Raw genomic sequence first — 23,378 nt, forward strand, 5'->3', positions numbered from 1 at the left:
CAATTGAATCAGGGCAACTGTGAGCCAGGCGAAGTGTCACCAAGGATTAAACGTAATCTTTGTATTTATCCAGGAAACGTACCGGCTTAGACAGTGCATCACGGCGGAACGGGTCGCCCAGCTCCTGTGTACACATAATCTCAATGACCGTGGTTTTCCCTTCGTTCATTTGCATGTCGATGGCCTTTTGCAAGGTCGGGCCGACATCTTCCAGGCGGTCAACCGTGATACCTTCTGCGCCCATCGCACGGGCAATCTCAGCAAAGCTCTGGTTGTCCAGTTCACCGGCCACAAATCGGCGGTTGTAGAAATCAACCTGATTTTTCTTCTCTGCGCCCCACTGGCGGTTATGGAACACAACGGCAGTAACCGGAATGTTGTGGCGAACACAGGTCATGGTCTCCATCAGACTCATCCCCCAGGCACCGTCACCGGCATAGGAAATCGCTGGTCGGTGCGGAGCGGCCACTTTGGCCCCGATAATGGTCGGGAACGCGTAACCACAGTTACCAAAGCTCATGGCGGCGAAAAAGCTGCGTGGCTTTTCAAAACGCAAGTAGCTGTTAGCAATAGAGTTAATGTTGCCGATATCGGTAGACACCATGACATCGTCCGGCATCGCTTTTTCCAGTTCGCGCAACACTTGACGCGGATGCAGGTATTCGCCCCCGGAGAATGGTTTTTCACCGGCATTTTTCTCGATCATATCCAGGCTGAACTGATCACGTTCATGGGTCCAATCGTCCAGTTCTTTTTCCCAGATTTCTTTTTCAGCCTGTACTTTGCTGAAACGTTCGTCTTTGGTGGCATCACAAGCCAGAGTGCGTCCTTCCAGACGATCGGCCAGTGCCACTGCCGCTGCCTTGGCATCACCGCAAATACCGACGGAAATTTTCTTCACCAGACCCAGCATCTTATGGTCAGCATCAATCTGGATGATCTTGGCGTCTTTCGGCCAGTAATCCATCCCGTGCTGAGGCAGTGTACCGAATGGCCCCAGACGCGAGCCCAGTGCAATCACCACATCAGCCTGAGAAATCAGTTTCATCGCGGCTTTCGAGCCCTGATACCCCAGAGGACCACACCACAGCGGGTGGCTGGCCGGGAATGAGTCGTTGTGCAGGTAGCTGTTCACGACCGGCGCACCCAGACGCTCAGCCAGTGCTTTACACTCTTCAATTGCATCGCCCATCACCACGCCACCACCGGAAATGATGACCGGAAAGCGCGCTTCGGCCAGCAGGTCAGCCGCATCGTTCAGGCTTTGTTCACCACCGGCACCACGCTCCAGACGGGCAGGTTTTGGAATTTCACAGGTGATTTCGCCATAGAAATAGTCACGCGGGATATTCAGCTGCGTCGGCCCCATTTCACTCATGGCACGGTCAAAACAACGCCCGGTGTACTCAGCCATACGCGACGGGTGCGTCACATGCCCCTGGTACTTGGTAAATTCCTGGAACATCGGCAGCTGATTACATTCCTGGAAGCCACCCAGCCCCATGGTATTGGTTCCGGTTTCCGGGGTCACAATCACCACCGGGCTGTGCGCCCAGTATGCCGCGGCAATGGCGGTCACACAGTTACTGATACCCGGCCCGTTTTGCCCAATCACGACACCGTGATTGCCGGATACCCGCGAATACCCATCAGCCATGTGAGCGGCGCCCTGCTCGTGGACAACCGGAATCAAGCGAATGCCGGCCGGCGCAAAAATGTCCATCGCATCCATAAATGCTGAACCCATGATGCCGAACATGTCGGTCACCCCATTTGCCACCATGGTTTCAACAAATGCTTCTGACGGGGTCATTTTTGTTGGTCCTTCAACGGCCTTGCGTGTATCGAGTTCACTCATAGCTATCTCCTTGATGATGGAACTTTAAATGTTAAGCAATACTAAATATTAAATACCGGAACCATTTGTCTCGTTATTAACAACTCCATCTAAACCTAGACATACATTTTCAAGCCGTCAAACAAATTTCACTTTTTGATTAAAAAAATTCCGAAAAGTGATATTTTGATAGCAAGGTTGCACTATGATTATTTCGGGATCGCCGCTTTCGCGTTAACAATGAGACCCGCGTGACGCCTGATGTTTGCTCACTCCAGGCCTGTACAAGACAGCTTTCGGGGGATACGCAAAAACAACAGACCACCGCGCAAGCCAGAAAAAAGCAAAAGCAAATGCAGAAATAGACGCAGAAGCACATGCAGAAACCGTTGCAGAGGCGTTTACAAAAATCAGCGCGACAGCCACAAGCAAAGGCCGATCACGCCGTGCGGGATCAGCAAGCCAATACAAACAGATCGGTAAAATTCAAGGAGAAAATAGAGATGGAAATAGCAGTTAGTCAGCCGGATATTGAAGTGTCAGTCAGGGACGTGTTCGGAATTGATACCGATCTTCGGGTGCCAGCCTTTTCGGTGCGTGATGATCATGTACCTGATATCGATCCGGCCTACCGATTCAACCCGGAGGTCACCTTAGCGATTCTGGCCGGGTTTGCTCAGGATCGCCGAACCATGGTGCAAGGCATGCACGGCACAGGGAAGTCCACGCATATCGAACAGGTCGCGGCACGGTTAAACTGGCCTTGTGTACGCGTGAACCTGGATGGCCACCTCAGCCGGCTGGATCTGGTCGGGAAAGACACGATCACGCTGCGTAACGGTCAACAAGTCACAGAATTTCAGGAAGGGATCATTCCGTGGTCGTTACAGCGCCCTGTCACGCTGATTTTCGATGAATATGACGCTGGCCGACCAGACGTCATGTTTGTGATCCAGCAGATCCTTGAACGTGACGGTAAATTCACTTTACTGGATCAAAACCGGGTCATTCAGCCACATCCGGCCTTTCGCCTGTTCGCCACTGCCAACACCGTTGGCCTTGGCAATCTGTCCGGGCTCTATCACGGCACTCAGGTACTGAACCACGCTCAGATTGATCGCTGGAACATTGTAGCAACCCTGAATTATCTGCCTGCCGAGGAAGAACTGGCCATCGTACTGGCTCGTGTGCCCGAGAAAAACACCGAATCGGGCCACCGCTTACTGCGTCAGATGATTGCCGTGGCTGAACTGACCCGCAACGGATTTGCCGCTGGCGACATTTCGACCCTGATGTCACCGCGAACCGTCATTACCTGGGCAGAAAACTGCAAAATTTTCGGCAATCCTGCACTGTCCTTTAAGCTCTCTTTCCTGAATAAATGCGATGAGTTAGAGCGACCGGTCATTGCGGAATACTTCCAGCGCTGTTTTGATCAGGAACTGGACGCCTCCTGGGCGCTCAGTGAGGAGCGAACTGCATGAAGCCATATTCCCGAGCGCAACAAAAAGCCACGGAACTTTGCAGTGCTGGCGCCCGTGCTCTGAGTGGCGAACCAGGCCTACATGTTCGCGGCGACCGGCTGTATCGGCAAAATACCCCCTTGCCCATTCCTGCCGTCCATTTGCACCCCGCTCCCCCTGTCCAGTCTGGCGATGAAGCTACGCCCTTCACGATCAAACGTGGTCAACTGGATGCTATCGCGCTGCATTTGCGCTATTCCAATCGCCCTCTTCATAGGCAGTTAGCCCCACAGCCCCCCGTTGCCCGACTGATTTTTGATCTGCTGGAACAATTTCGTATTGAGGCCATTGTGCCGGACCACCTGCCGGGTGTGCGCACCAATCTGGCCCGGCATTTCAGCCACTGGGCGCAACTGACTTTCCAGTCAGGTCTGACGGAAACTCAGATTGGAAACTTGCTGTATACCCTGGTTCTGATCACCCGTTCGCGGTTACACACGATTCCTGTGCCTGAGTATGCTGAATTCGCCATCGAGGCAACACGCGCGGCCATTGTGCCGATTATCGGCACCGATCTGGCCGGATTAAAACGCCAAATACATAACCAGGAAAAGTTTGCCATCCATGCCTGTGCTATTGCCGACACTATCCACGCGATGATCGATGCCAAGTTGGCGCAGCAGGCCGAGAACAGTGACGCTCCCCAACCGGACAATCTGCTGGACAAGGTGTTAGCCGCCTTTCCACTGCTTCTTAGTGACGAAGCCCTTGCCGATGAAACCCTCAGCCTTGCCACCAGCGGTGAGAGCAAAGCCTTTACGCAGTATCATCAGCATTATCAGGTATACACCCGACAGTATGATGAAGAAGTTCAGGCATCCTCGCTGGTGCGCGATGCCCTGCTGATTGAATTTCGGGAGAAACTCGACGAGAAAATACGCAATCAGGGCATTAATTTGCGCCATCTTTCACGTCAGTTAGCAGCCGCTCTTAATCCGCCACAGCGCAATGGCTGGACGTTTGGGGAGGAAGAAGGCCGGATTGATGGCCGCCGACTCAGCCAGCTTATCAGCTCGCCATCGGAACGTAGGCTGTTCTGCCAGGAGCGTTATCCCCCTACCGCGAACGCTATCGTCAGTTTCCTTATCGACTGCTCCGGCTCGATGCGCGACCACAGTGAAAAAGTGGCTTTGATGATTGATGTGATGGTCAGGGCACTGGGTATGGCGGGTATTTCCAGTGAGGTGCTGGGATTTACCACTCAGGCATGGAATGGTGGCCGGGCTTACAGCGACTGGTTACGTCAGGGGCGTCCTGCTTATCCAGGCAGACTGAGTGAGATCCGGCACCTTATTTTCAAACCCGCAGAACGCCACTGGCGGCATGCCCGCAAAGAAATGGCAGCTTTGCTCAAAGCCGATTTATTCAAAGAAGGCATCGACGGCGAGGCGGTGGAATGGGCCTGCCAGCGGTTACGAGCCCGCCCTGAGGCACGGCGATTTCTTTTGGTACTTTCGGATGGTTGCCCAATGGATACAGCAACCAACCTGACTAATGATAAGTTCTATCTTGATAATCACTTGAAAGCGGTAGTGGAACAGCAACAGCGCCAGGGAGATGTGGCCGTGCTGGGAATTGGGCTCGGGTTAGACCTCAGTCCCTACTACCGACAGAATCTCGCTATCGGTGACAGTCTTGAGGTCAACAACCGCTTGTTGGCAGATATCGTGACACTGCTTGCAGGGGCGCGCCGATAGCCAATGGCTACTGGCTACTAGCTACTAGATAGTGGATATGAGCTACCGGGGCGCTTGCAGTGGATCGCGTTATCCGATTAAACCCACGAAGAGAAAGCAATAATCAGCAAATAGAGGCCAATCAGCATCAAAATACCAAACACCATCCGCCGCATGGCCTCTGCACTGAGCGGCGGCGGAAATTGCCGGGCCAGGTACGTACTAAGGGTTACGACCGGAATAGCGATACCCGCCAAGATCAAAATTTCTGTGTCCAGCTTGCCCTGAACCGCGATAAAGACGCTGCGAATCGAAGACGTAAACGCAAAGCTGATCAGCAGCAAATTCCGGATGGTTTTAATATCAAATGGCTGGCGATAAAACTGATAGATCAGCGGTGGGCCCGCCATACCAAACAGGCCACCAGCCAGTCCGGAACCAAAGCCGCTGACCACAAAGCTGGAGCGGCCCGACTGCCGTTGTCCGGGTTCAGGGCGCATAAAAAAATTCACCGCACTGTAAACAATCATTGAGCCTAATAGCCCTTGCAGCAGATTGGTCGCCGAGTCACTCAACATATCCAGCAGCCAAACCCCAGCTGCAATTCCGGGTAGCACGCCCAATACCACAGAAAAAACCACACGCCAGTCTGTCTGGCGGGCTACCCCCGGCAGAGCAACAGCACAGTTGACCAGTGTGATCAGGCTGACCACCGCAGCAATCACAGCCACGGTGGTCAGTCCCAACGCGCTGGATGCGCCAACAACAATAATTCCCATCCCAAATCCGGTGACGGTCTGAAAATACGTTCCCACCATGATTATGGCGAGCAAGGTAAACAAGGTTTCGATGGACATGATGCCTGACTCTCACTCAGATACTGCAACCAGAGACCGATTGACTTGGATTTTCACCGAAATGGTACGGCAGATTGCCTTGATGCTAATGATGCTAATGATGCTAATGATGCTAATTACAATGACACACTTGTATTGACGCCCCAGTTCCCGGCGCCATGACATCAGACCCAGTTGTTCATCCTCCGAGCCCGTGACTCAGAGGATTATTTCATGTGATGCCTTTTTAAGGGCTAACACAAAGAATCTAGTAATGAATCCCCTTAGAAATTAGCCATGAGATTCTGTTAATGCTCGCTCCGGCATCGCCTGCTGATTTGCCTGCACCTGTACCGCCGTAACGGCAATCACGTTGAAAATGTCGGAAATACTGCATCCGCGGGACAGATCATTGGCCGGTTTGGCCAACCCTTGCAGCAGCGGTCCCACTGCCACCGCCCGGCCAACCCGCTCAGCCAGTTTGTAGCCAATATTGCCCGCTTCAAGATTGGGGAAAATTAGCACATTTGATCGCCCTTTCACTTGCGATTCCGGCAGTTTTCGCGCCGCAATTTCTTGCACAATAGCTGCATCGAGCTGCACATCACCATCAATCGCCAGCTCCGGTTGACGTTGTTTCACCCGTGCTGCGGCCTGTACCACCTTATCGACAGCCGCATGACTGGCACTGCCACTGGTAGAAAACGACAACATGGCCACTTTGGGCTCTTCCATCAGCAAGCCTCGCGCACTGTCAGCGGCAGACAAAGCAATATCTGCCAACTGCTCGGCATCGGGATCAACCACCAGACCGCAATCGGAAAAGATGACACCGCCTTTCAGGTCATGAAAGGGCTCGCACAGCATCATCAGAAAAAAGCTCGACACCAGCTTACACCCCGGCGCTACACCGATAATCTGAATAGCACTACGCACCACCTCGGCCGTGGTCAGCACAGCTCCGGCCACCGACCCATCTGCCATCCCCTGTCGTACCATCAGGTTGGCAAAACAGAGCGGATTCATCACCGCGTTTTCTGCCTGCTCGCGGGTCATCCCTTTGGCTGCACGCAACTGGAACAACGCGTCGGTGAGTTCAGCCCGCCATGGCGAACTGGCGGGCTCAATCAGTTCACAATGGCTAATATCAATGTGTTCCTGTGCAGCCAGCGCCTTCATGCTCCTTACGTCACCGACCAGACTGATTGTCGCAATCCCTTGCTCAACAGCCATCGCTGCCGCTTTAAGCACTCTCGGATCGTCCGCTTCACTGAGCACAATGCGAACCTTGTCCTGTCTGGCTTTTTCGATGATGCGATTCATTGCCTTCATATGTGCCTGCCTTATGGGTCTCACCACAAAAACAACAAATAATGAGACGATATATTCCGATTAACGATATTTAATTTGAATATTAATTGTTCACCTGTTTATCGTCAACGAATATTCAAAAAAACGGTATAATTGCTATTATGTATTTAGGATACATAAGGAAATCAAAGCAATATGACGAGTACAGTGAAAGATAAACCGACCCTGACACCAGCGCGTGTGGAGGGAGACACCCCGACGCTGCGCCTGTTTTCTCTACTGGAAGTCATTGCTGAGAAGGATGAATTTTTCTCTCTGCAGAAACTGGTCGAGGAAACAGGGCTGCCCAAGCCGACCCTGCACCGGATGCTTCAGCAACTGGAAAATGCCGGCATTATTCAGCGTGATGGTGATGAACGACACTACAGTTCAGGTGTAAGGCTGCGTCGCCTTGCCGAGCAGTTACTGCTGAACAGCACCACTCACAGCGCGCGCCATGCCGTGCTGCGTAAGCTGAAAGAAGAAGTGGGTGAAAGCTGTAACCTTACCGCCCTGTCAGGTGGTGAGGTCATTTATGTCGATCGGGTTGAAACAGAAGCTCCGCTGCGGTTTTACCTGCATCCGGGCTCTCGCGTGCCGGTTCATTGTTCGGCCACGGGCAAATTATTTCTGGCCAACATGACCCCGTCACAGCGACGACGTCTGCTCAAAAATGTTGAGCTGACCCAATACACGGAGAAAACCATCTCGGATTTTGATGCGCTGGAAGCCGAACTTGAACACATAAAACGGAACGGTTTTGCTACTGATAATGAAGAGTTTTTACCGGGCTTATTCTGTGTGGCGGTACTAGTACCGGCAACATCCGGGCGCTCAAATCTAGGGATTGCGATACAAGCCCCCATTATGCGCTTAAAGCCGGATCAAGCCCTGAATTTCTTGCCCGCGTTGCAACGTGCGGCGGATGCGCTGGCAAAAATCGAAGCTGAAAGCTGGCCGGATTCCATTTTAGATAGCGATTGAATATGCGTCGTGCTGCCAAGCACGTATGATCCAGCCCTAATCATATCCAGCCCCGAAGGAATAGTCAGTTCGGGCTTGGATTACGCATATTCAGCCACCAGGTCAATCCTCTGCTTTGGCTTTGGCTTTGGCTTTGGCTTTGGCTTTGGCTTTGGCTTTGGCTTTGGAGCCAGCACCTGATCAGGCAACTAGTCAATAACAGCTGGTATCGCCTCAGCAATCGTCCCGGCTATCAGTGCCTCAAACTGCGCTTGTTGGCCAGCCGGGATCAGCTGACGCTGCACTTCACGGCGTTTATCTGCATCATACAAGCGTTCTGCTATCCAGCCGGTCAGGTACATTGAAGACAAACAGCCACCAGCTGTTGCAATATTGCCCGCCACCACCAGCGGTTTATCCAGCACATCCACGCCCAATTTCACAAGGCCCGCCTTGGCATCCGGATGTGTGGTGGCCTGTATCCCGTCCAGTAATCCTAAAGCCTGCAAAATATAGGCTCCCGCGCAAATTGAGCCGATCAACTGACGTTTCGGATCCAGACGGAAGGCAGACAGAAATGCCTCATCCGCCAAAGCGGCAGGGACACCTTTGTAACCACTGGTAAACAGCACCACGTCAGCCTTGTTAGCGTCATCAAGTGGCCCGTCTGTTTTGACCGCCATACCCAACGCAGAATGATGCTGAGGTTTTGTGCCAAGCACGCTCACCGTCCAGTCTTTCTGTGAACGGCCGAGAACATCTCGCATCAGAAAAAAATCAACATCCGTAAAATCATCAAAAATGACGATGGCAATCTGGTACATGTCCCTTCCTTTTACTGACTTTAATTGGTTTTACTGGCTTTAACTCTGCTTGGGGCTGACTTAACTGTCCTTAACCGGATTTAGCCACTTGGATTTCGGTTGATTTCTTGTCTTTGGACATATGGGAAAAAGGCGTCAGCAAGTTTGATTGCCACACGTTCGTTGTCCAGCACTTTTATTGTCCACGCTTCAGCATCAGCCCGCGAGTTGCTTCACGAACCACACTATGAGCGACAGCTCACCATTCACCAAGCACGGAATACAGTGGATTGCAAAATATGAGATATAAAACAATACACATAACAATCCTGGGCATTCATCAACCATGACAGTGCCAAAAGTTGCCCATGTTATGGTCAAATAGCCACGCCTGACAAAATCCCATAACAGGTCAAAAAACAACCACAAATCACTTTGTTACATATCAGCACCAAACACAAATGCTGTGCGTATCGAGACTGAGGTGAAAATACGCCGTTAAAATCAAGATCGAGATCACATATTCCGAAAAGCGATATTAACAATTTTATTACCAGGCCGACACAATGCTTAGCACATGCATTTATCTGCGCTTTTGAGGGATCTAATGAAGTTCAGTCATAAAGTGGTCGCGACAGCCTCAGCAATTATGCTGGCTGCATTGTCGCTGCTGTCCACGAATCAATATTTCACTACCAAAAACCATATTCAGACACTGGTCATGCGCAGCATGGATGAAATCATCACCGGGATGAGCAACACAGTGGATGCCAAACTCACCAGCAGTCTTTCACTGGCAAGCTATGTGACCAGTCTGGTCAGTCAGGATCTCACCAGTGAAAACATTCACACTGTGATTGACCAGCCTGTTGTCAGAGACGCATTTCTCCTGACCGGCCTCGGTTTCGAGCAAGACGGAAGTTTCACCAGTAACGATCCAAGCTGGGATCCCGGCGCAGGTTGGGAGCCTCGTGCCCGCCCCTGGTATATTGAAAGTAAGCAGGCCAGAAAACTGATCGTGACCGCACCGTATTCCGATGCGGTTTCCAATGAGATTCTGGTCTCGATTGCCAGCCCGATGATTCATCAGGGTCAGTTCGAAGGTTCGATTTTCTTTGACATGAGCCTGAGCGATCTGGCCAGTCTGGTTAATCAGGTATCACTGTTTGATGCCGGTTACCTGTTCATTGTCGATAAAGCCGGCACAGTGATTGCGCACCCGGATGCCAAACTGAACGGCAAACCAATGGGCGATTTTCTGGGTACCCACCAGATTTCCGGTGATGCACAACGCTTCGACATGAACGGGCAATCAATGGTGCTGTCCTTTACCCAGATTAATGGTCAGGACTGGTACATCGGTGCCCTGCTGGATGAAGACCAGGCATTCGCGGCAGTCAATGCCCTTAAAAATGAAGCTATGATTTATTCCGTTGTGTCGTTGATCGCCGGGATCATTGCCCTGTTGCTGTTGATCAAGATCCTGATGAAACCGTTGCGTGAACTTAACGCTGCGATCCAGGATGTCGCCTCCGGTCACGGTGATCTGACCCGCCGTCTGGATACGAACACTGACGCCGAATTTGCTGAGCTGGCAACCGGCTTCAATGCGTTCACCGAGAAATTGCAGACACTGATCCTCCAGTCTAAATCGCTCAGCCGTGAGATTCTGACCGGGACAGAACAGTCAGCAAGCGGTGCACAGGAATCCGCAGAAGCGATGTCCATTCAGCTCAGAGAGCTGGATCAACTGGCCACCGCAATGCACGAAATGGCAACCTCGTCGGTTGAAGTCGCCAGCAATGCTCAGAACGCAGCGACTGCCGCACAGCAAGCCGATGAAGCCGTGAAAGACGGCAGCCAGGTCGTATCCCACACGGCAGAAGCCATTTCGGCGCTGTCCAGCCAGATCGATCAGGCCGTTGAAGTGGTCCGTCAGCTTGAAGTATCGACCGGCAATATCGAGAAAATCCTGAAAGTCATTAATGAGATTGCGGATCAAACCAACCTGCTAGCGCTGAATGCCGCCATTGAAGCCGCCCGTGCTGGTGAATCCGGTCGTGGTTTCGCCGTCGTGGCAGATGAAGTTCGCACCCTAGCCCAGCGTACGCAGGAATCGACCACTGAAATCCGCCAGATGATTGAACAGCTGCAAAGTGGCGCCAGCTCAGCGGCTGAAGTCATGGGGCTGAGTAAAGAGACAGCAGCCGAAACGGTCGTGAAATCTAACGAGGCCGACGAGGCACTGATTCGTATCAGTACGGCGATTCAACAGATCAATGATATGAACCTGCAAATCGCTTCTGCTGCCGAAGAGCAGAGCCTGGTCGCAGAAGAAATCAACACCAACACTTTAAATATCAAAGAGCTGTCGGTGCAGGTGGCCAACGCGGCGGAAGACACCAACAAAGCCATGGGCGAGCAAATCAGCAGGGTTCGTGAACAGGACGATGTCATGAACAAATTTATCGTCTGAGTACCCGTATTGTTTTTCACGTAACAAAAAGCCACGGCATCTGCCGTGGCTTTTTTATCGGGCGTGCTCTCAACTCATCTTGAAGCAGACGTCAGCCCTGCTGTTCGTGTGCACGCAAGGTTAGCACTTCATACCCGTCAGCCGTTACCAGCACCGTGTGTTCAAACTGCGCTGACAGCTTCTTATCGCGTGTAATCACCGTCCAGCCGTCTTTTTTCGTTTTGGTTTTTTCTGTTCCGGCGTTGATCATCGGTTCAATCGTAAAGGTCATCCCTTCCTGCAAGACCAGCCCGGTATTTGGCAGCCCGTAGTGCAGAACTTGCGGGTCTTCATGCATTTCACGGCCAATGCCATGACCGCAATATTCGCGTACCACGCTGTAACCCTGTTTTTCAGCATGTTGCTGGATAGCGTGGCCGACATCTCCCAGTCGGGCACCCGGTTTCACGACTTTGATCCCTTCCCACATCGCTTCATACGTGGTTTTCACCAGCGCTTTTGCTATCGGCGTCGCATCAGGCATGACATAGGTGGTGCTGGAATCTGCAATAAAGCCATTCTTTTCCAGTGTTATGTCGACGTTAATGATGTCTTTACTGGCCAGCTTTTTCCGCTCACTGGGAACACCATGGCACACAACTTCGTTGATCGAAGTATTCAGCGAATACTCATAACCGTACTGTCCTTTGCTGGCAGGCCGGGCTTTCAGTTCATCGGTAATAAAGCGCTCGACAACATTATTAATGTCCATGGTCGTAATGCCCGGCTGGATATAGTCATCCAGCATCGCAAACACTTGCGCCAGCAAACGCCCGGACTCACGCATCAACTCCGCTTCTTGCGCCGTTTTAATCGTGACATTATTCATTAACGACACCTGCCAGATTCACGTCTTGGCTGGCCAGTAGCTGACGAACCAACTCATTATAAGTCAGGCCCGGATTCATCTCAGCCAGCATACCCATTTTGATCCAGAACTCAGCCTGGGCATTGATAGAGCGCGCCATCACCGTACTGGCTTTACGGATCTCTTCATGCAGCTCATCTGAAATTTTCACAATTCCCATGATACACCTTGAATACGTTTTATATATGGAATGTATATTAATCATATAAGATGTGCAACTGGTCGTGTCTCTTCAGTCACGAGCAACGCAGCCTGACCGACTAGCTCTTCTGTCAGTGAACCAAAGAAAAAGGCCAGCTTTCGCTGGCCTTTTAGTGACGTTGTCTGTCAAATTTTCAGTGGGTTACGCCGTTGGCTTAACCTGCTCACCATCCAGCTCTGTGGCTGCTTCAGTGGCAGTGTTCTGCTCTTTACAACGCTCTTCCCAGTAATCCGCATTCTTGATGCCCAGCTGAACAGGGTTGAAAGTGAAATCTTTCACACCGGCTTTCTGCTGTACTTCATAGTCTTTCAGAGCAATCAGCGCTGGTTTAGCCATGAAGAAGATAATCAGGATACCGACAATATTCAGCCATGCCATCAGGCCTACACCCACATCACCCATTGCCCACGCAAGGTTTGCTGTTTTCACCGTACCGTAGAACACCGCAACGGTCAGTACGATTTTAAGAGCAAACATCATACCCGGAACTTTCACTGTACGGCGGATGTAAGCAATGTTGGTTTCCGCAATGTAGTAGTAAGCCAGGATCGTGGTGAATGAGAAGAAGAACAGTGCAAAGGCGATGAATGGTTTACCGAAACCAGGCATTGAGTTTTCAATTGCCAGCTGAGTAAACATTGGACCGTTCGCGCCGATATCTGCCGCCAGGTTCTGAATCAGGAACATGCCTTCTTCACTGCCGTGTACGTTGTAAGCACCAGTGATGATGATCATGAACGCCGTTGCAGAACAAACCAGCAGTGTATCGATGTAGATAGAGAACGACTGAACCAGACCTTGTTGTGCAGGGTGCTGAACATCCGCAGCCGCAGCGGCATGTGGACCTGTTCCCTGACCGGCTTCGTTCGAGTAAACACCACGTTTAACACCCCACCCGATTGCCGCACCGAAGCCGGCCATTGGTGTGAATGCATCACCGACGATCATGCTGATAACCGTTGGAACCATGTCAATGTTCAGCAGGATGATAACGAACGCAACGATGATGTAAGTCAGCGCCATGAACGGAACCACAATCTGGGTAAAGTGCGCGATACGCTTCACACCACCGAAGATGATGAAAGCCAGAATCACAGACACAAACGTACCCGTCATGATTTTCGCCAGGCTGATAGTACCAATCGTGGTATCAATCATCGGGCCGCTGCCAAAGGCAGTTTCAATCGCATTACCGATACTGTTTGACTGAACACCCGGCAGCAGCACACCACAAGCCAGGATCGTTGCCAGAGCAAACACCCATGCATACCATTTCTGCCCCATGGCTTTTTCGATGTAGTAAGCCGGACCACCACGGAACTGGCCTTCTTCATCTTTTTCTTTGTAGATCTGAGCCAAAGCAGATTCAGTATATGCAGTCGCAGCGCCAAGGAAGGCAACCACCCACATCCAGAATACAGCACCTGGACCACCGAAGCCGATTGCCGCAGCAACACCGGCAATGTTACCAGTACCTACACGTCCAGAAAGAGAAACGGCTAGTGCTTGAAAAGAGGAAATACCCTCGTCTGAACTTTTTCCTGATAACAGCAGGCGCCACATCTCGCGAAAATGACGGATCTGCACAAAGCGGGTCATGATGGAGTAAAACAAACCGGCACCCAAGCATAGATAAATCAGCACCGGGCTCCAAATTATTCCATTGAGAAAATCTACTAACGACTGCATTAAAAAACTCCCTGTATGTTTGGTTAATGCTTCGTCAGTATAATAAGCAGAATGTAACTTAAATGTTAAGGTTTTTATTTTATCACTCAATTGAACGTGATCATCAGCACGATGCACATACAATTTATTAACAAGCAATTCCTCACTCTTTGAAAAGACGATTTTTCAGACATTATGACTAAAAAAGAGAAAGTTCAGCCCTTATTGAGTGTTCAAAAAACAAGCAATCGAGCCAAATTTTCTCTTCCTGTCACAATTTATCGCTACACAATTCACTAAAAAGCGTGATGCATGCCATTTCAACATCCGTTCGTAACAAATAAACCTTCACATGAATCGCATAAAAAATCACATCGTTGCTCAACTGCCTGACATCACCTCAACCTGCTGACCATCCGTCAGCCCTGAGGCTCCGCGTACAACCACCAGTTTTCCAATACCGATTTCGCCTTTCACAGCAACTTTACCGTCAAGACTGTAAAGCACATTAACCGGCACCTCTCGTACTGTCGTTTTGTCGTCGTCCCCTTTGGAGGCAACAAACAACGCCGTTCCACCCGCCTGCGATATCACGGCATCACGAGGAACCAGCACACTGTCTTCAGCAAACTGGCCGGGAATCGCAATGCGCACCGGTTGACCAACCGTCAAGGAGGCATTCTCCGGGTGCAATCGCATTTCAATCAAACGAGACCGTAAGTCTGCGCCCGCACTCTTTGTGTTCAGCGAGGCCGTCAGGGGCTGATCGCCGGCAACCACTTTCAATGCCGTGCCCGTTGTCAGCTTTTCCGTCACTGCGATGGGTACTTGTAACCGAATCTCCTGCAGGCGGGTATTTACCAGATGAATCAACGCTTCCCCTTGATTGACGTATTCCCCGCCCGATTTGAACACGTCATTTACCGTTCCGTCGAAAGGTGCCACCAATCGGGTACGTGCCAGCTTCTCTTCGATGAGATCCACTTCCAGACGGGCGTTTTCGAGCGCTATACGGCTAATTGACAGCTCATGGCGCGCTGTAGCCTGCTCGGTTTCAGAGATATTGCGCCGCGTCGCCAGCTTATCCAGCCTCACCAGTTCCGTTTCCTGATGACTCACAACCGCCTGAGCCCGTTTTGCCGCCACCTTGGCAATTTTCAGCTCCAGCGCCAGTGCATCAGCATTGACTTCCGCCAGCACTTGTCCTTGCTTCACCGTTTGGCCGAATTCAACCAATCGGGTTAATCGCCCGGTTGTTTCCATACTCAGCCGGGCTTCCTGCTGACTGCGTACTGTTCCGCTGTACCAAGTGACTGGCGCATGCTGCACTTTTTCGACCACCGCGAGCGCCACCGGTTTAGCCGCCTGCGCTGAAAACGCGGTTAATCCCATGGCTCCCAACGCCATGACCAGCCAGGCACCCCGGGGCAACCTTGACTTCATCGTTTGGCGGGACTTTCTTAACCAACCCAGCCCTGCCGGGCGGGAAAAAGTGGCTGGGCGATACCGAACACTGAAGCTCTGGCGACAGTGGTTTTGACTTTCTTCCAATTGTGTGCTGATTACGTGTTTCATAAATCGCTTTCCGTCCTTGGTGTCGCATTCTTGGGGTCAGGTCACTGATTACCATCGCCTAACAGCTCACCAGACAATGCATCATTGATAAAAATTGGCTGGCTTCAGGAACCGAGCGCAGCGCTCAATCTGCCAGTGGTGTTTTTCCCACTGCTGGTTCAGGCTAAATGTGATGACGCTGAGCCCCTTCTCTTTTAATAGGTGTTACGTCTTATCATGTGTTCCGCCGCGTCACGTTCGTGCATTACGCCTTTCCCCATTCGCAGTAACGCTGGCAGCAGAATCAGTGTGAACAGCGTACTGACCAGCATACCGCCGACAATCACCGCAGCCAGACCACGGTAAATCTCACTACCGGTGGCCGGACTTAAAAGCAGCGGTAACATCCCGAATACGCTGGTCAGCGTCGTCATAAAGATCGGGCGAATACGCCGTAACAATGCGTCCTCCACCGCCTGATCCCGGGACAGTCCGGCTTTCTCACTGGTTCTGGTCTGGTGCACCAGCAGGATGGCATTATTGACCACCAGCCCCAGCAGGATCACAAAGCCAATCATCGTCAGCAAATCCACCGGCTGATCCACCAGATAGTGCATCACCTGAATGGCGACCACACCGCCCACCGTGGCCAGAGGCAAAGTCAGAATCACCAGCAACGCATCGCGCAGCGCGCCAAACAATCCCCACAGAAGCAGCAGTAAAATGCACAGTGCAAAAGCAAAAATCGCCAACATATTATTTATGGCCTGCTTGAGACTGTCAGCGGTTCCGTAGAATTCAACCGTGCCGCCGGGTGGCAGGATGTTTTCAATCTGCCCCATGACGCTGCCCTGCATCTCTTCCATAGCCGATTCCAGCGTCATATCTGAATCCGGGACAACTGACAGCACCAACGCCCGTTTGCCATCAATCCGGTCGATAGACTGCGGGCCCAGCACGGTTTCAACCCGGAGCAATTCCCCCAGCGGCACAATCGCTCCCGACGGTGTTGCCAGTGGGATGGCACTCAGCTCATCCGGCGAGGTCACTTTCTGGGTCAGTAACACCATATCGAGTTGCTCACTGCCGTCAAAAAAGTTGCCGAGCATCATGCCAGTACCCAGCGAGCGAATCACAGCAGGCAGATCACCCCGCCCCCAGCCGACTTCCGCCAGACGGCGATCATTGGGAATCAGACGCAGTTCCGGCGCCGTAAACTCCAGCGAACCATTAACCCAGACCTGTGCTTCCGGCATTGCCTTCTCAATCAGTGCTTTCGCTTCTTTGGCTGACTGAAACAACGAGGCCATGTCATTGGCTTTCAGCATCACGTCGATGTTTTTACCGGAGCCGAAGTTGCCGAACAGTGAGCCCTGGCGGGCAAAAGCTTCCACATCCGGCAAGCCCACGGTAATTTTTTCCCGTACCAGCGCTTCCAGCTCTTTAATCCGGTTTTGATCAACCGCCCTCACCCCCATCACCGCGCCGCCCGGCCACATGATGAAATAGTAGTTTTTCAGTGCCGGCTCCTGCTCGCCGTTCATATAAGGACGCAGCCGCTCGACCATGGTATTCATCACCTCATCACGCACGGTGTTAATCCCTATGCCCGGCGCAATGGAGAACCACACATCGACGGCATCACGCTTCACATCGGGCAAATAATCCATTTTGGGCATACCAAGGCGGGTCAGTCCCAATGGCAACGCAAGCAGTATCATCACGACCAGTCCCCGCCGCAGCGGTGTGGCTGTCAGTCGCATACTCATACCAGCCATCTGTTTCCACATCGTCACATAGCTGTCACTCAGCGCGCTGTCCGTCAGCCAGCGCGATGCCGCCACAGGCAATACTGTCACCGCCACCAACATCGACATCGTGACCGCCACTGCAATGGTGATCGCCAGATCGGCAAACAGCTGACCTTCGACATCGTTGAGCATCAGAATCGGCAGGAAAATCGCCACCGTCGTCAGAGTTGATGCCAGAAGAGCACTCCAGACCTGTTGCGTACCCTGCTCGGCCAGATCTTCGCGCTGATGCAAGTCATCCACTGAACCGGTTTGCCGCTGCTGAGTCTGTTTTTCCCGCAACCGAATAATGTTTTCCAGCACCACAATTGCCGCATCGAGCACCATACCGACGGCAAACGCCAGCCCGGCCAATGAAATGACATTAAGGGTGCGGCCTGTCAATTTGAGTACGCATACCGTCAGCAGAATGCTGACCGGAATGGAAAGAGCAATGATCAGCGTGGCTCGCGCCTTGCGAATAAAGCCCCATAAAATCGCCACCGACAAAAAGACGCCAAACATCAGATTGCCGCTGACCATGTTCAGCGCCCGCAGGATAAACACTGAGGCATCGTAAGACATTTCCAGCTGGATACCGTTTCGGATCAACACCTCGTCATTCAGGGCTTGCATCTCTGCTTTGACCCGCAGCAGGGCTTCGAGGGCATTCGCGCCACTCTCTTTATTCACCGACATGTTAATGGCCGGATTACCGTTCTGCACCCGAAGCGTTCGCGATTCAGCACGGCGAATCTCAACGTCTGCCAGATCCCGCAGATAAACCGGCAGGCCGTCACGCCATGCAACCACCATGTCGCCAAATTCGTTGATACTGTAACGCCCGGCAAATCTCAGCTTGTACTCTTTCCGGCCTATATCCAGCTGTCCGGCAGAGGCATCTCTTCCTGCGGAAATTCGCTGAACCAGTTCGGGTACGGTGATCCCCAGCTCTGCCAGCCGATATGGGTCAAACCGGATTTCCACCTGACGCTCACTCTCACCATTGACCTCAACCTGCGATACCCCTTCAATCGCCATCAGCCGAGGTTTAATCTGGCTGTCAACCATATCCTGATACGCCACAATCGGTGTGTTATTGCCGGGCAGTTGCTGCAGAAACAGTGAAGTCAAGGTGTCATTGCTCGAACCGCTGTGCAGAAACGGGCCGTCGATATCACCGGGCAGATTAGACGCCTGATTGATCCGGCTGATGACCTCAATCATCGCCTTTTCCATGTCCGTCCCAAGCTCAAATTCAAGCCCGATTTCCACCCTGCCGTTTCCGGCTTCAGTAAAAATGTGCTTATTGCCGGAGAGCCCCTGCAGCACCTGCTCCAGCGGCTCAGCCACTTCCGATTCCATTTCTTCGGCCGCAGCGGCGTGCCAGTACACCGTGATGGCTAACTGGGGACGGGTAATATCGGGAAACAGCTGGATGGGTAAGGTTCGAATACTGAGCAGCCCGAACAGGACGGTCAGCGCTACGGCGACAGCGATCACTGCCGGCCGCGCTATGGCATAACGAGTAAGAAACATAACTTCCTGTCTGTCTAGTGTTCGCTGTTAAGCATGCTCTGTGATTTTCGGAGCACGCCTGCAGCGGCTTTGTGTTGTGTATTTGTCTTTATGTCTTTATGTCTTTATGTCTTTGCGTGGTGTGTCTTTTCGTTTGGCGCTACTTTTGATCGTGTTTTTGAACGTGCTTTTAAATGTGCTTTTGAGTCATCAGGCTGCGGAGAATGAAAAAGACATTTGGGAGTTCGGCTTACCTGTTCCATGGCAAACACCGACGTTTAACGCAACACTTTTCAATCAAACTAATCACATTTAAGCAACACAAGATATCAGACGAAGTCAGTGATGACAGAGTTTTGCTTGTCTTTTTTATAAAAAGTGCAGGGATTTTAACGAGATAATGATTGGGGAATGAGTGAAATGGGTCAAAAATGACAAAAGCGCAGACCAAGGGCCTGCGCTTTTTGAGGGTAAAATCAATCCTGAGGATTAATTACACATCGTACGTTGTCGATGCCGTGTTACCGCCTTTACCCGTCCAGTTGGTGTGGAAGAACTCACCACGTGGCTTGTCAGTACGCTCATAAGTGTGCGCACCAAAGTAGTCACGCTGTGCCTGCAGCATGTTCGCTGGCAGACGAGCTGTGGTGTAACCGTTCAGGAACGTCAGGGCAGAAGACATACATGGCATTGGCAGGCCTGCTTCAAATGACTTCGCGACCACTTTACGCCATGCTGGCAGACAGCCTTGCAGGATATCTTTGAAGTATGGGTCCAGACCCAGGAATGCCAGCTCAGGATTCGTATCAAAAGCATCACGGATGTTACCCAGGAATGCGCTGCGAATGATACAACCACCACGCCACATCAGCGCTACGTTACCGTAGTTCAGTGACCAGTTGTTAGATTCTGACGCTTCACGGATCAGCATAAAGCCTTGTGCGTAAGAGATGATCTTTGACGCCAGCAGTGCCTGACGCAGCGCGTCCAACCACTCAGCCTTGTCACCGTCGATGTGGCTGATTGGGTTATCAAACAGCTTTTCGGCTTCTTCACGCTGATCTTTCAAAGAAGACAGGCAGCGCGCAAACACAGATTCAGTGATCAACGTCAGCGGAATACCGTGATCCAGGGCGTTAATGCCTGTCCACTTACCAGTACCTTTCTGGCCTGCGGTATCCAGAATTTTCTCGACCAGCGGCTCGCCGTCTTCGTCTTTGTAACCCAGGATCTCAGCCGTGATTTCTACAAGGTAGCTGTCCAGCTCAGTTTTGTTCCACTCAGCAAAGATCTGCTGCATCTCATCGTGAGACATACCCAGACCTTCTTTCATGAAGTGGTACGCTTCGCTGATCAGCTGCATGTCACCGTATTCGATGCCGTTGTGAACCATTTTCACGAAGTGGCCAGCGCCGTCATTACCTACCCAGTCACAACACGCTTCACCTTTGTCGGTTTTCGCAGCAATCGCCTGGAAGATCGGTTTTACGTGTGGCCATGCTTCAGGATCGCCGCCCGGCATGATAGATGGTCCGAAACGCGCGCCTTCTTCACCGCCTGATACACCGGCACCCACATAGCGGATACCTTTTTCACGCAGTGCCGCAACACGACGATTAGTATCAGGGTAGTTAGTGTTACCACCGTCAATGATGATGTCGCCTTCTTCCAGCAGAGGAACCAGGTTGTTGATGAACTGATCCACCACATCACCCGCACGCACCATCAGCATGACTTTACGCGGCGTTGCCAGTTGGCTCACCAAATCTTCAAGAGAAGTTGCACCGACAATGTTGGTGCCTTTTGCTGCACCGTTCAGGAACTCTTCCACTTTCTCAACGGTACGGTTGTAGGCAACCACTTTAAACCCGTTATCGTTCATATTCAGGATCAGGTTCTGACCCATTACTGCCAGTCCGATAACACCAATATCAGCTTTCATTCTAACTTCTCCTTATGCCAGCTCTTTGGCTGCTTCTGAATCTAAATACCACTCGGTAATGCCATCTTTCGCGATGACTTTTGCTGCAGGATACTGCTCTGCAGCCGGGGCTTGTTCAGCAATTTCTTTAATGACCGGGGCTTTACTTGCACCCAGTACCAAATAGGTAATACGTTTGGCGTGTGCCAGCAGGTGGGCGCTTTTCGACACACGGATCTGACGTGATTCCGGATGAGCCGCAATAATCGCAATCTCTTTAGACTCGTAATCAGTCTGGCCCGGGAACAGAGACGCCGTGTGGCCATCGGTACCCATACCCAGCAGAATCCAGTCAAACTCAGGCACACCGTCTTTATGTGGAATGACGTCCAACATCTCTTCGGCGAAACGCGTTACTTCCGTTGCTGCAAATTCTTCGCCACGAATGCGATGAATGTTCTGCGCCGGAATCTCGATGTGATCAAATAACAGGGCTTTCGCCTGACCGTAGTTACTCTGCTCGTCTTCAGGTGCCACGCAACGTTCATCGCCCCACCAGAAGTGCAGGTTCTGCCAGTTGATAGAGGTGGCGTAAGCAGAGGCTGCCAGGAACGAAAACAGCTGCGAAGGCGTGCTGCCCCCCGACAGGGAGATATGAACCGGACGGCCCAGTTCACTGTATTCCTGCATGCTTTTCGCCAGCGCTTCAACAACCTGCTGTGAGCTGTCAAAAACGTGGTAGTTCATCTTACTCATAGTTCACAATAATCCGTATTGGTCAGGTTCTTACATGGGAAACGCCATTCGCGGTTGTCACGCGCCAGAAGCTCGTCTGCTTCTTTGGGTCCCCAGGTACCTGCAGCGTAACCGTAAAGGTGCTCAGGATTTTCTTTGTAGTCCAGGATCGGCTGAACAAACTGCCAACAGGCGTTCACGGCATCTGAGCGGGCAAACAGGGTGGCGTCCCCTTTCATTGAGTCCAGCAGCAGACGCTCATACGCTGTCAGCATATGGGTTTCTTCCAGGCTTTCGTAATGGAAATCCATCGACACTTCTTTCGCGTCAAAGCCCGCGCCTGGTTTTTTCAGGCCAAAGCTCATCAGGATGCCTTCATCCGGCTGGATACGGATAATCAGTTTGTTTTCCGGTGCGTTAGCGCCAAATACCGGGTGCGGGGTCTTTTTAAAGTGGATCACCACTTCCGTCACCCGTGTTGGCAAACGTTTACCCGTACGGACATAAAAAGGAACGCCGTTCCAACGCCAGTTGTCGATAAACATTTTCAGGCCAACGTAAGTCTCGGTACGGGAATCTTCCGCTACGCCCGGTTCTTCACGGTAACCGATCAGATGATCACCACGAACCTCAGAAGCGGTGTACTGACCAAGTACCAGGTTGTTATGCAGATCAGTTTCAGACAGCGGTTTAAGGCTCTTGAAGACTTTCATGACCTCATCACGCATGGAGTCTGCATTGATAGCGGCAGGGGGTTCCATGCCAACCATCGCCAGCACCTGAAGCAAGTGATTCTGGAACATGTCACGTACCGCACCGGCACCGTCGTAGTATCCGCCACGCTCTTCCACGCCCAGGAATTCAGCAGCGGTGATTTCAACGTAATCAATAAAGTTACGGTTCCACAGCGGCTCGAACATACCGTTGGCAAAACGGAATACCAGCAGGTTCTGAACGGTTTCTTTACCCAGGTAGTGGTCGATACGGTAGATTTGGTGCTCTTGGAAGTGAGCGTGAAGGTCTTTGTCGAGTTGCTTAGCGGTCGCCAGGTCGTAACCAAACGGCTTTTCTACAATGAGGCGCTTCCAACCGTGATCTTCTGTATTCAGACCGTAGTGAGCTAGACATTGCGGGATCACGCTGTAAAGGCTTGGCGGTGTCGCCAGATAGAAGGTGGTGTTGCCGCCTGTCTGATAAGCCTGTTCAATATCTTCAAGACGATTTTTAAGATTGGCGTAATCTTCAACATCTGAAGTATCAATGGCTTGATAGTGCAGACGCTGACAGAAAGCATCAAGTGTTTCCGGATCCACTTTCTCGTTCGCGGTAAGGGACGCTTTCAGCTTTTGCTGGAATTCCTCATCCGAGTAGTGTGTGCGGCTTACCCCTAAAATTGCAAACTCTTCAGATAGCAATCCGTTCGCATAGAGGTGGTAGAAGGCTGGGATCAATTTGCGTTGGGTCAAATCCCCTGACGCCCCGAAGATGACGATACAATTATTTTCAGGCTTAATCATAATGCTTTCCCACTCGCCTGAATCCATCAGGACAAGTAATTCATTTTATTAGTGTTGCGAATGTTATCACTAAGAAAAAAAAGTAACAGTCGATTTTACCTA

16 protein-coding genes are annotated in these 23,378 nt (G+C 51.6%); 4 read left to right on the top strand and 12 right to left on the bottom strand.

All coding sequences use genetic code 11. The features are described from left to right. Window positions 1-46: 46 nt before the first annotated feature. A complete protein-coding gene (gene xsc / locus PGW97_RS09390; RefSeq protein WP_217392297.1) occupies window positions 47-1,858 on the bottom strand; it encodes a sulfoacetaldehyde acetyltransferase in 1,812 nt (603 codons plus the stop codon). Between the two features lie 482 nt (window positions 1,859-2,340). Here xsc and PGW97_RS09395 point away from each other — a divergent pair, with 482 nt between their 5' ends. Both PGW97_RS09395 and PGW97_RS09400 read left to right on the top strand, forming a co-directional pair. Beyond that, window positions 2,341-3,321 (top strand): AAA family ATPase, encoded by a 981-nt coding sequence (locus PGW97_RS09395; protein ID WP_273857162.1) that lies wholly within the window; start codon window positions 2,341-2,343, stop codon window positions 3,319-3,321. Then, window positions 3,318-5,057, top strand: a complete 1,740-nt coding sequence (locus PGW97_RS09400; protein ID WP_273857163.1) for a cobaltochelatase CobT-related protein — start codon at window positions 3,318-3,320, stop codon at window positions 5,055-5,057. The genes PGW97_RS09395 and PGW97_RS09400 overlap by 4 nt, the downstream gene beginning before the upstream one ends. A gap of 77 nt (window positions 5,058-5,134) precedes the next feature. Here PGW97_RS09400 and PGW97_RS09405 read toward each other — a convergent pair whose 3' ends face one another. Next, window positions 5,135-5,893 carry a sulfite exporter TauE/SafE family protein gene (locus PGW97_RS09405; RefSeq protein ID WP_217392294.1) on the bottom strand — a complete coding sequence of 253 codons (759 nt, stop codon included), beginning with the start codon at window positions 5,891-5,893 and terminating at the stop codon, window positions 5,135-5,137. 270 nt (window positions 5,894-6,163) lie between these two features. Next, window positions 6,164-7,204 carry a phosphate acetyltransferase gene (gene pta / locus PGW97_RS09410; RefSeq protein ID WP_273857165.1) on the bottom strand — a complete coding sequence of 347 codons (1,041 nt, stop codon included), beginning with the start codon at window positions 7,202-7,204 and terminating at the stop codon, window positions 6,164-6,166. 174 nt (window positions 7,205-7,378) lie between these two features. On the opposite strand from pta, the gene PGW97_RS09415 reads away from it, so the two are divergent. Continuing rightward, complete coding sequence (locus tag PGW97_RS09415; protein WP_273857166.1) at window positions 7,379-8,206, top strand: IclR family transcriptional regulator; 828 nt, start codon at window positions 7,379-7,381, stop codon at window positions 8,204-8,206. Between the two features lie 188 nt (window positions 8,207-8,394). On the opposite strand, the gene PGW97_RS09420 is transcribed toward PGW97_RS09415, so the two are convergent. Then, a complete protein-coding gene (locus tag PGW97_RS09420) occupies window positions 8,395-9,009 on the bottom strand; it encodes a DJ-1/PfpI family protein (RefSeq protein ID WP_273857167.1) in 615 nt (204 codons plus the stop codon). A 586-nt stretch (window positions 9,010-9,595) separates the two neighbouring features. Here PGW97_RS09420 and PGW97_RS09425 point away from each other — a divergent pair. After that, the gene (locus tag PGW97_RS09425) at window positions 9,596-11,464 is read left to right on the top strand and encodes a methyl-accepting chemotaxis protein (protein ID WP_217392291.1); all 1,869 of its coding nucleotides are present in this window, start codon (window positions 9,596-9,598) and stop codon (window positions 11,462-11,464) included. Between the two features lie 91 nt (window positions 11,465-11,555). Here PGW97_RS09425 and map read toward each other — a convergent pair whose 3' ends face one another. From map to zwf, 8 genes are all read right to left on the bottom strand, one after another. Next, complete coding sequence (gene map / locus PGW97_RS09430) at window positions 11,556-12,332, bottom strand: type I methionyl aminopeptidase (protein WP_047883567.1); 777 nt, start codon at window positions 12,330-12,332, stop codon at window positions 11,556-11,558. Beyond that, window positions 12,325-12,531, bottom strand: coding sequence for a ParD-like family protein (locus tag PGW97_RS09435; RefSeq protein ID WP_047883566.1), 207 nt, complete (start codon window positions 12,529-12,531; stop codon window positions 12,325-12,327). Before PGW97_RS09435 ends, map begins: the two co-directional genes overlap by 8 nt. A 183-nt stretch (window positions 12,532-12,714) precedes the next feature. Continuing rightward, window positions 12,715-14,262, bottom strand: coding sequence for an alanine/glycine:cation symporter family protein (locus tag PGW97_RS09440; RefSeq protein WP_047883565.1), 1,548 nt, complete (start codon window positions 14,260-14,262; stop codon window positions 12,715-12,717). A gap of 360 nt (window positions 14,263-14,622) precedes the next feature. Beyond that, entirely contained in the window at window positions 14,623-15,816 is a 1,194-nt protein-coding gene (locus tag PGW97_RS09445) for an efflux RND transporter periplasmic adaptor subunit (RefSeq protein WP_273857168.1), read from the bottom strand. A gap of 194 nt (window positions 15,817-16,010) precedes the next feature. Next, on the bottom strand, window positions 16,011-19,124 hold the full coding sequence (locus tag PGW97_RS09450) for an efflux RND transporter permease subunit (protein WP_273857169.1): 3,114 nt from the start codon (window positions 19,122-19,124) through the stop codon (window positions 16,011-16,013). Window positions 19,125-19,596: 472 nt separating this feature from the next. Continuing rightward, a complete protein-coding gene (gene gnd, locus PGW97_RS09455) occupies window positions 19,597-21,045 on the bottom strand; it encodes a decarboxylating NADP(+)-dependent phosphogluconate dehydrogenase (RefSeq protein ID WP_207103603.1) in 1,449 nt (482 codons plus the stop codon). 12 nt (window positions 21,046-21,057) lie between these two features. Beyond that, on the bottom strand, window positions 21,058-21,780 hold the full coding sequence (gene pgl / locus PGW97_RS09460; protein WP_047883561.1) for a 6-phosphogluconolactonase: 723 nt from the start codon (window positions 21,778-21,780) through the stop codon (window positions 21,058-21,060). Continuing rightward, complete coding sequence (gene zwf / locus PGW97_RS09465; RefSeq protein WP_047883651.1) at window positions 21,777-23,276, bottom strand: glucose-6-phosphate dehydrogenase; 1,500 nt, start codon at window positions 23,274-23,276, stop codon at window positions 21,777-21,779. Before zwf ends, pgl begins: the two co-directional genes overlap by 4 nt. Window positions 23,277-23,378: the final 102 nt, after the last annotated feature.

The organism is Photobacterium sp. GSS17 (genome assembly GCF_028621875.1).
GTDB lineage: Bacteria > Pseudomonadota > Gammaproteobacteria > Enterobacterales > Vibrionaceae > Photobacterium > Photobacterium ganghwense.

Bases quoted from the DNA above. Each gene is read 5' to 3' on its own strand.
- map (WP_047883567.1), bottom strand. From the start codon at position 12,332: ATGAATAATGTCACGATTAAAACGGCGCAAGAAGCGGAGTTGATGCGT.
- PGW97_RS09395 (WP_273857162.1), top strand. From the start codon at position 2,341: ATGGAAATAGCAGTTAGTCAGCCGGATATTGAAGTGTCAGTCAGGGAC.
- gnd (WP_207103603.1), bottom strand. From the start codon at position 21,045: ATGAAAGCTGATATTGGTGTTATCGGACTGGCAGTAATGGGTCAGAAC.
- PGW97_RS09405 (WP_217392294.1), bottom strand. From the start codon at position 5,893: ATGTCCATCGAAACCTTGTTTACCTTGCTCGCCATAATCATGGTGGGA.
- PGW97_RS09415 (WP_273857166.1), top strand. From the start codon at position 7,379: ATGACGAGTACAGTGAAAGATAAACCGACCCTGACACCAGCGCGTGTG.
- PGW97_RS09435 (WP_047883566.1), bottom strand. From the start codon at position 12,531: ATGGGAATTGTGAAAATTTCAGATGAGCTGCATGAAGAGATCCGTAAA.
- PGW97_RS09420 (WP_273857167.1), bottom strand. From the start codon at position 9,009: ATGTACCAGATTGCCATCGTCATTTTTGATGATTTTACGGATGTTGAT.
- xsc (WP_217392297.1), bottom strand. From the start codon at position 1,858: ATGAGTGAACTCGATACACGCAAGGCCGTTGAAGGACCAACAAAAATG.
- PGW97_RS09450 (WP_273857169.1), bottom strand. From the start codon at position 19,124: ATGTTTCTTACTCGTTATGCCATAGCGCGGCCGGCAGTGATCGCTGTC.
- PGW97_RS09445 (WP_273857168.1), bottom strand. From the start codon at position 15,816: ATGAAACACGTAATCAGCACACAATTGGAAGAAAGTCAAAACCACTGT.
- pgl (WP_047883561.1), bottom strand. From the start codon at position 21,780: ATGAGTAAGATGAACTACCACGTTTTTGACAGCTCACAGCAGGTTGTT.
- zwf (WP_047883651.1), bottom strand. From the start codon at position 23,276: ATGATTAAGCCTGAAAATAATTGTATCGTCATCTTCGGGGCGTCAGGG.
- PGW97_RS09425 (WP_217392291.1), top strand. From the start codon at position 9,596: ATGAAGTTCAGTCATAAAGTGGTCGCGACAGCCTCAGCAATTATGCTG.
- PGW97_RS09400 (WP_273857163.1), top strand. From the start codon at position 3,318: ATGAAGCCATATTCCCGAGCGCAACAAAAAGCCACGGAACTTTGCAGT.
- pta (WP_273857165.1), bottom strand. From the start codon at position 7,204: ATGAAGGCAATGAATCGCATCATCGAAAAAGCCAGACAGGACAAGGTT.
- PGW97_RS09440 (WP_047883565.1), bottom strand. From the start codon at position 14,262: ATGCAGTCGTTAGTAGATTTTCTCAATGGAATAATTTGGAGCCCGGTG.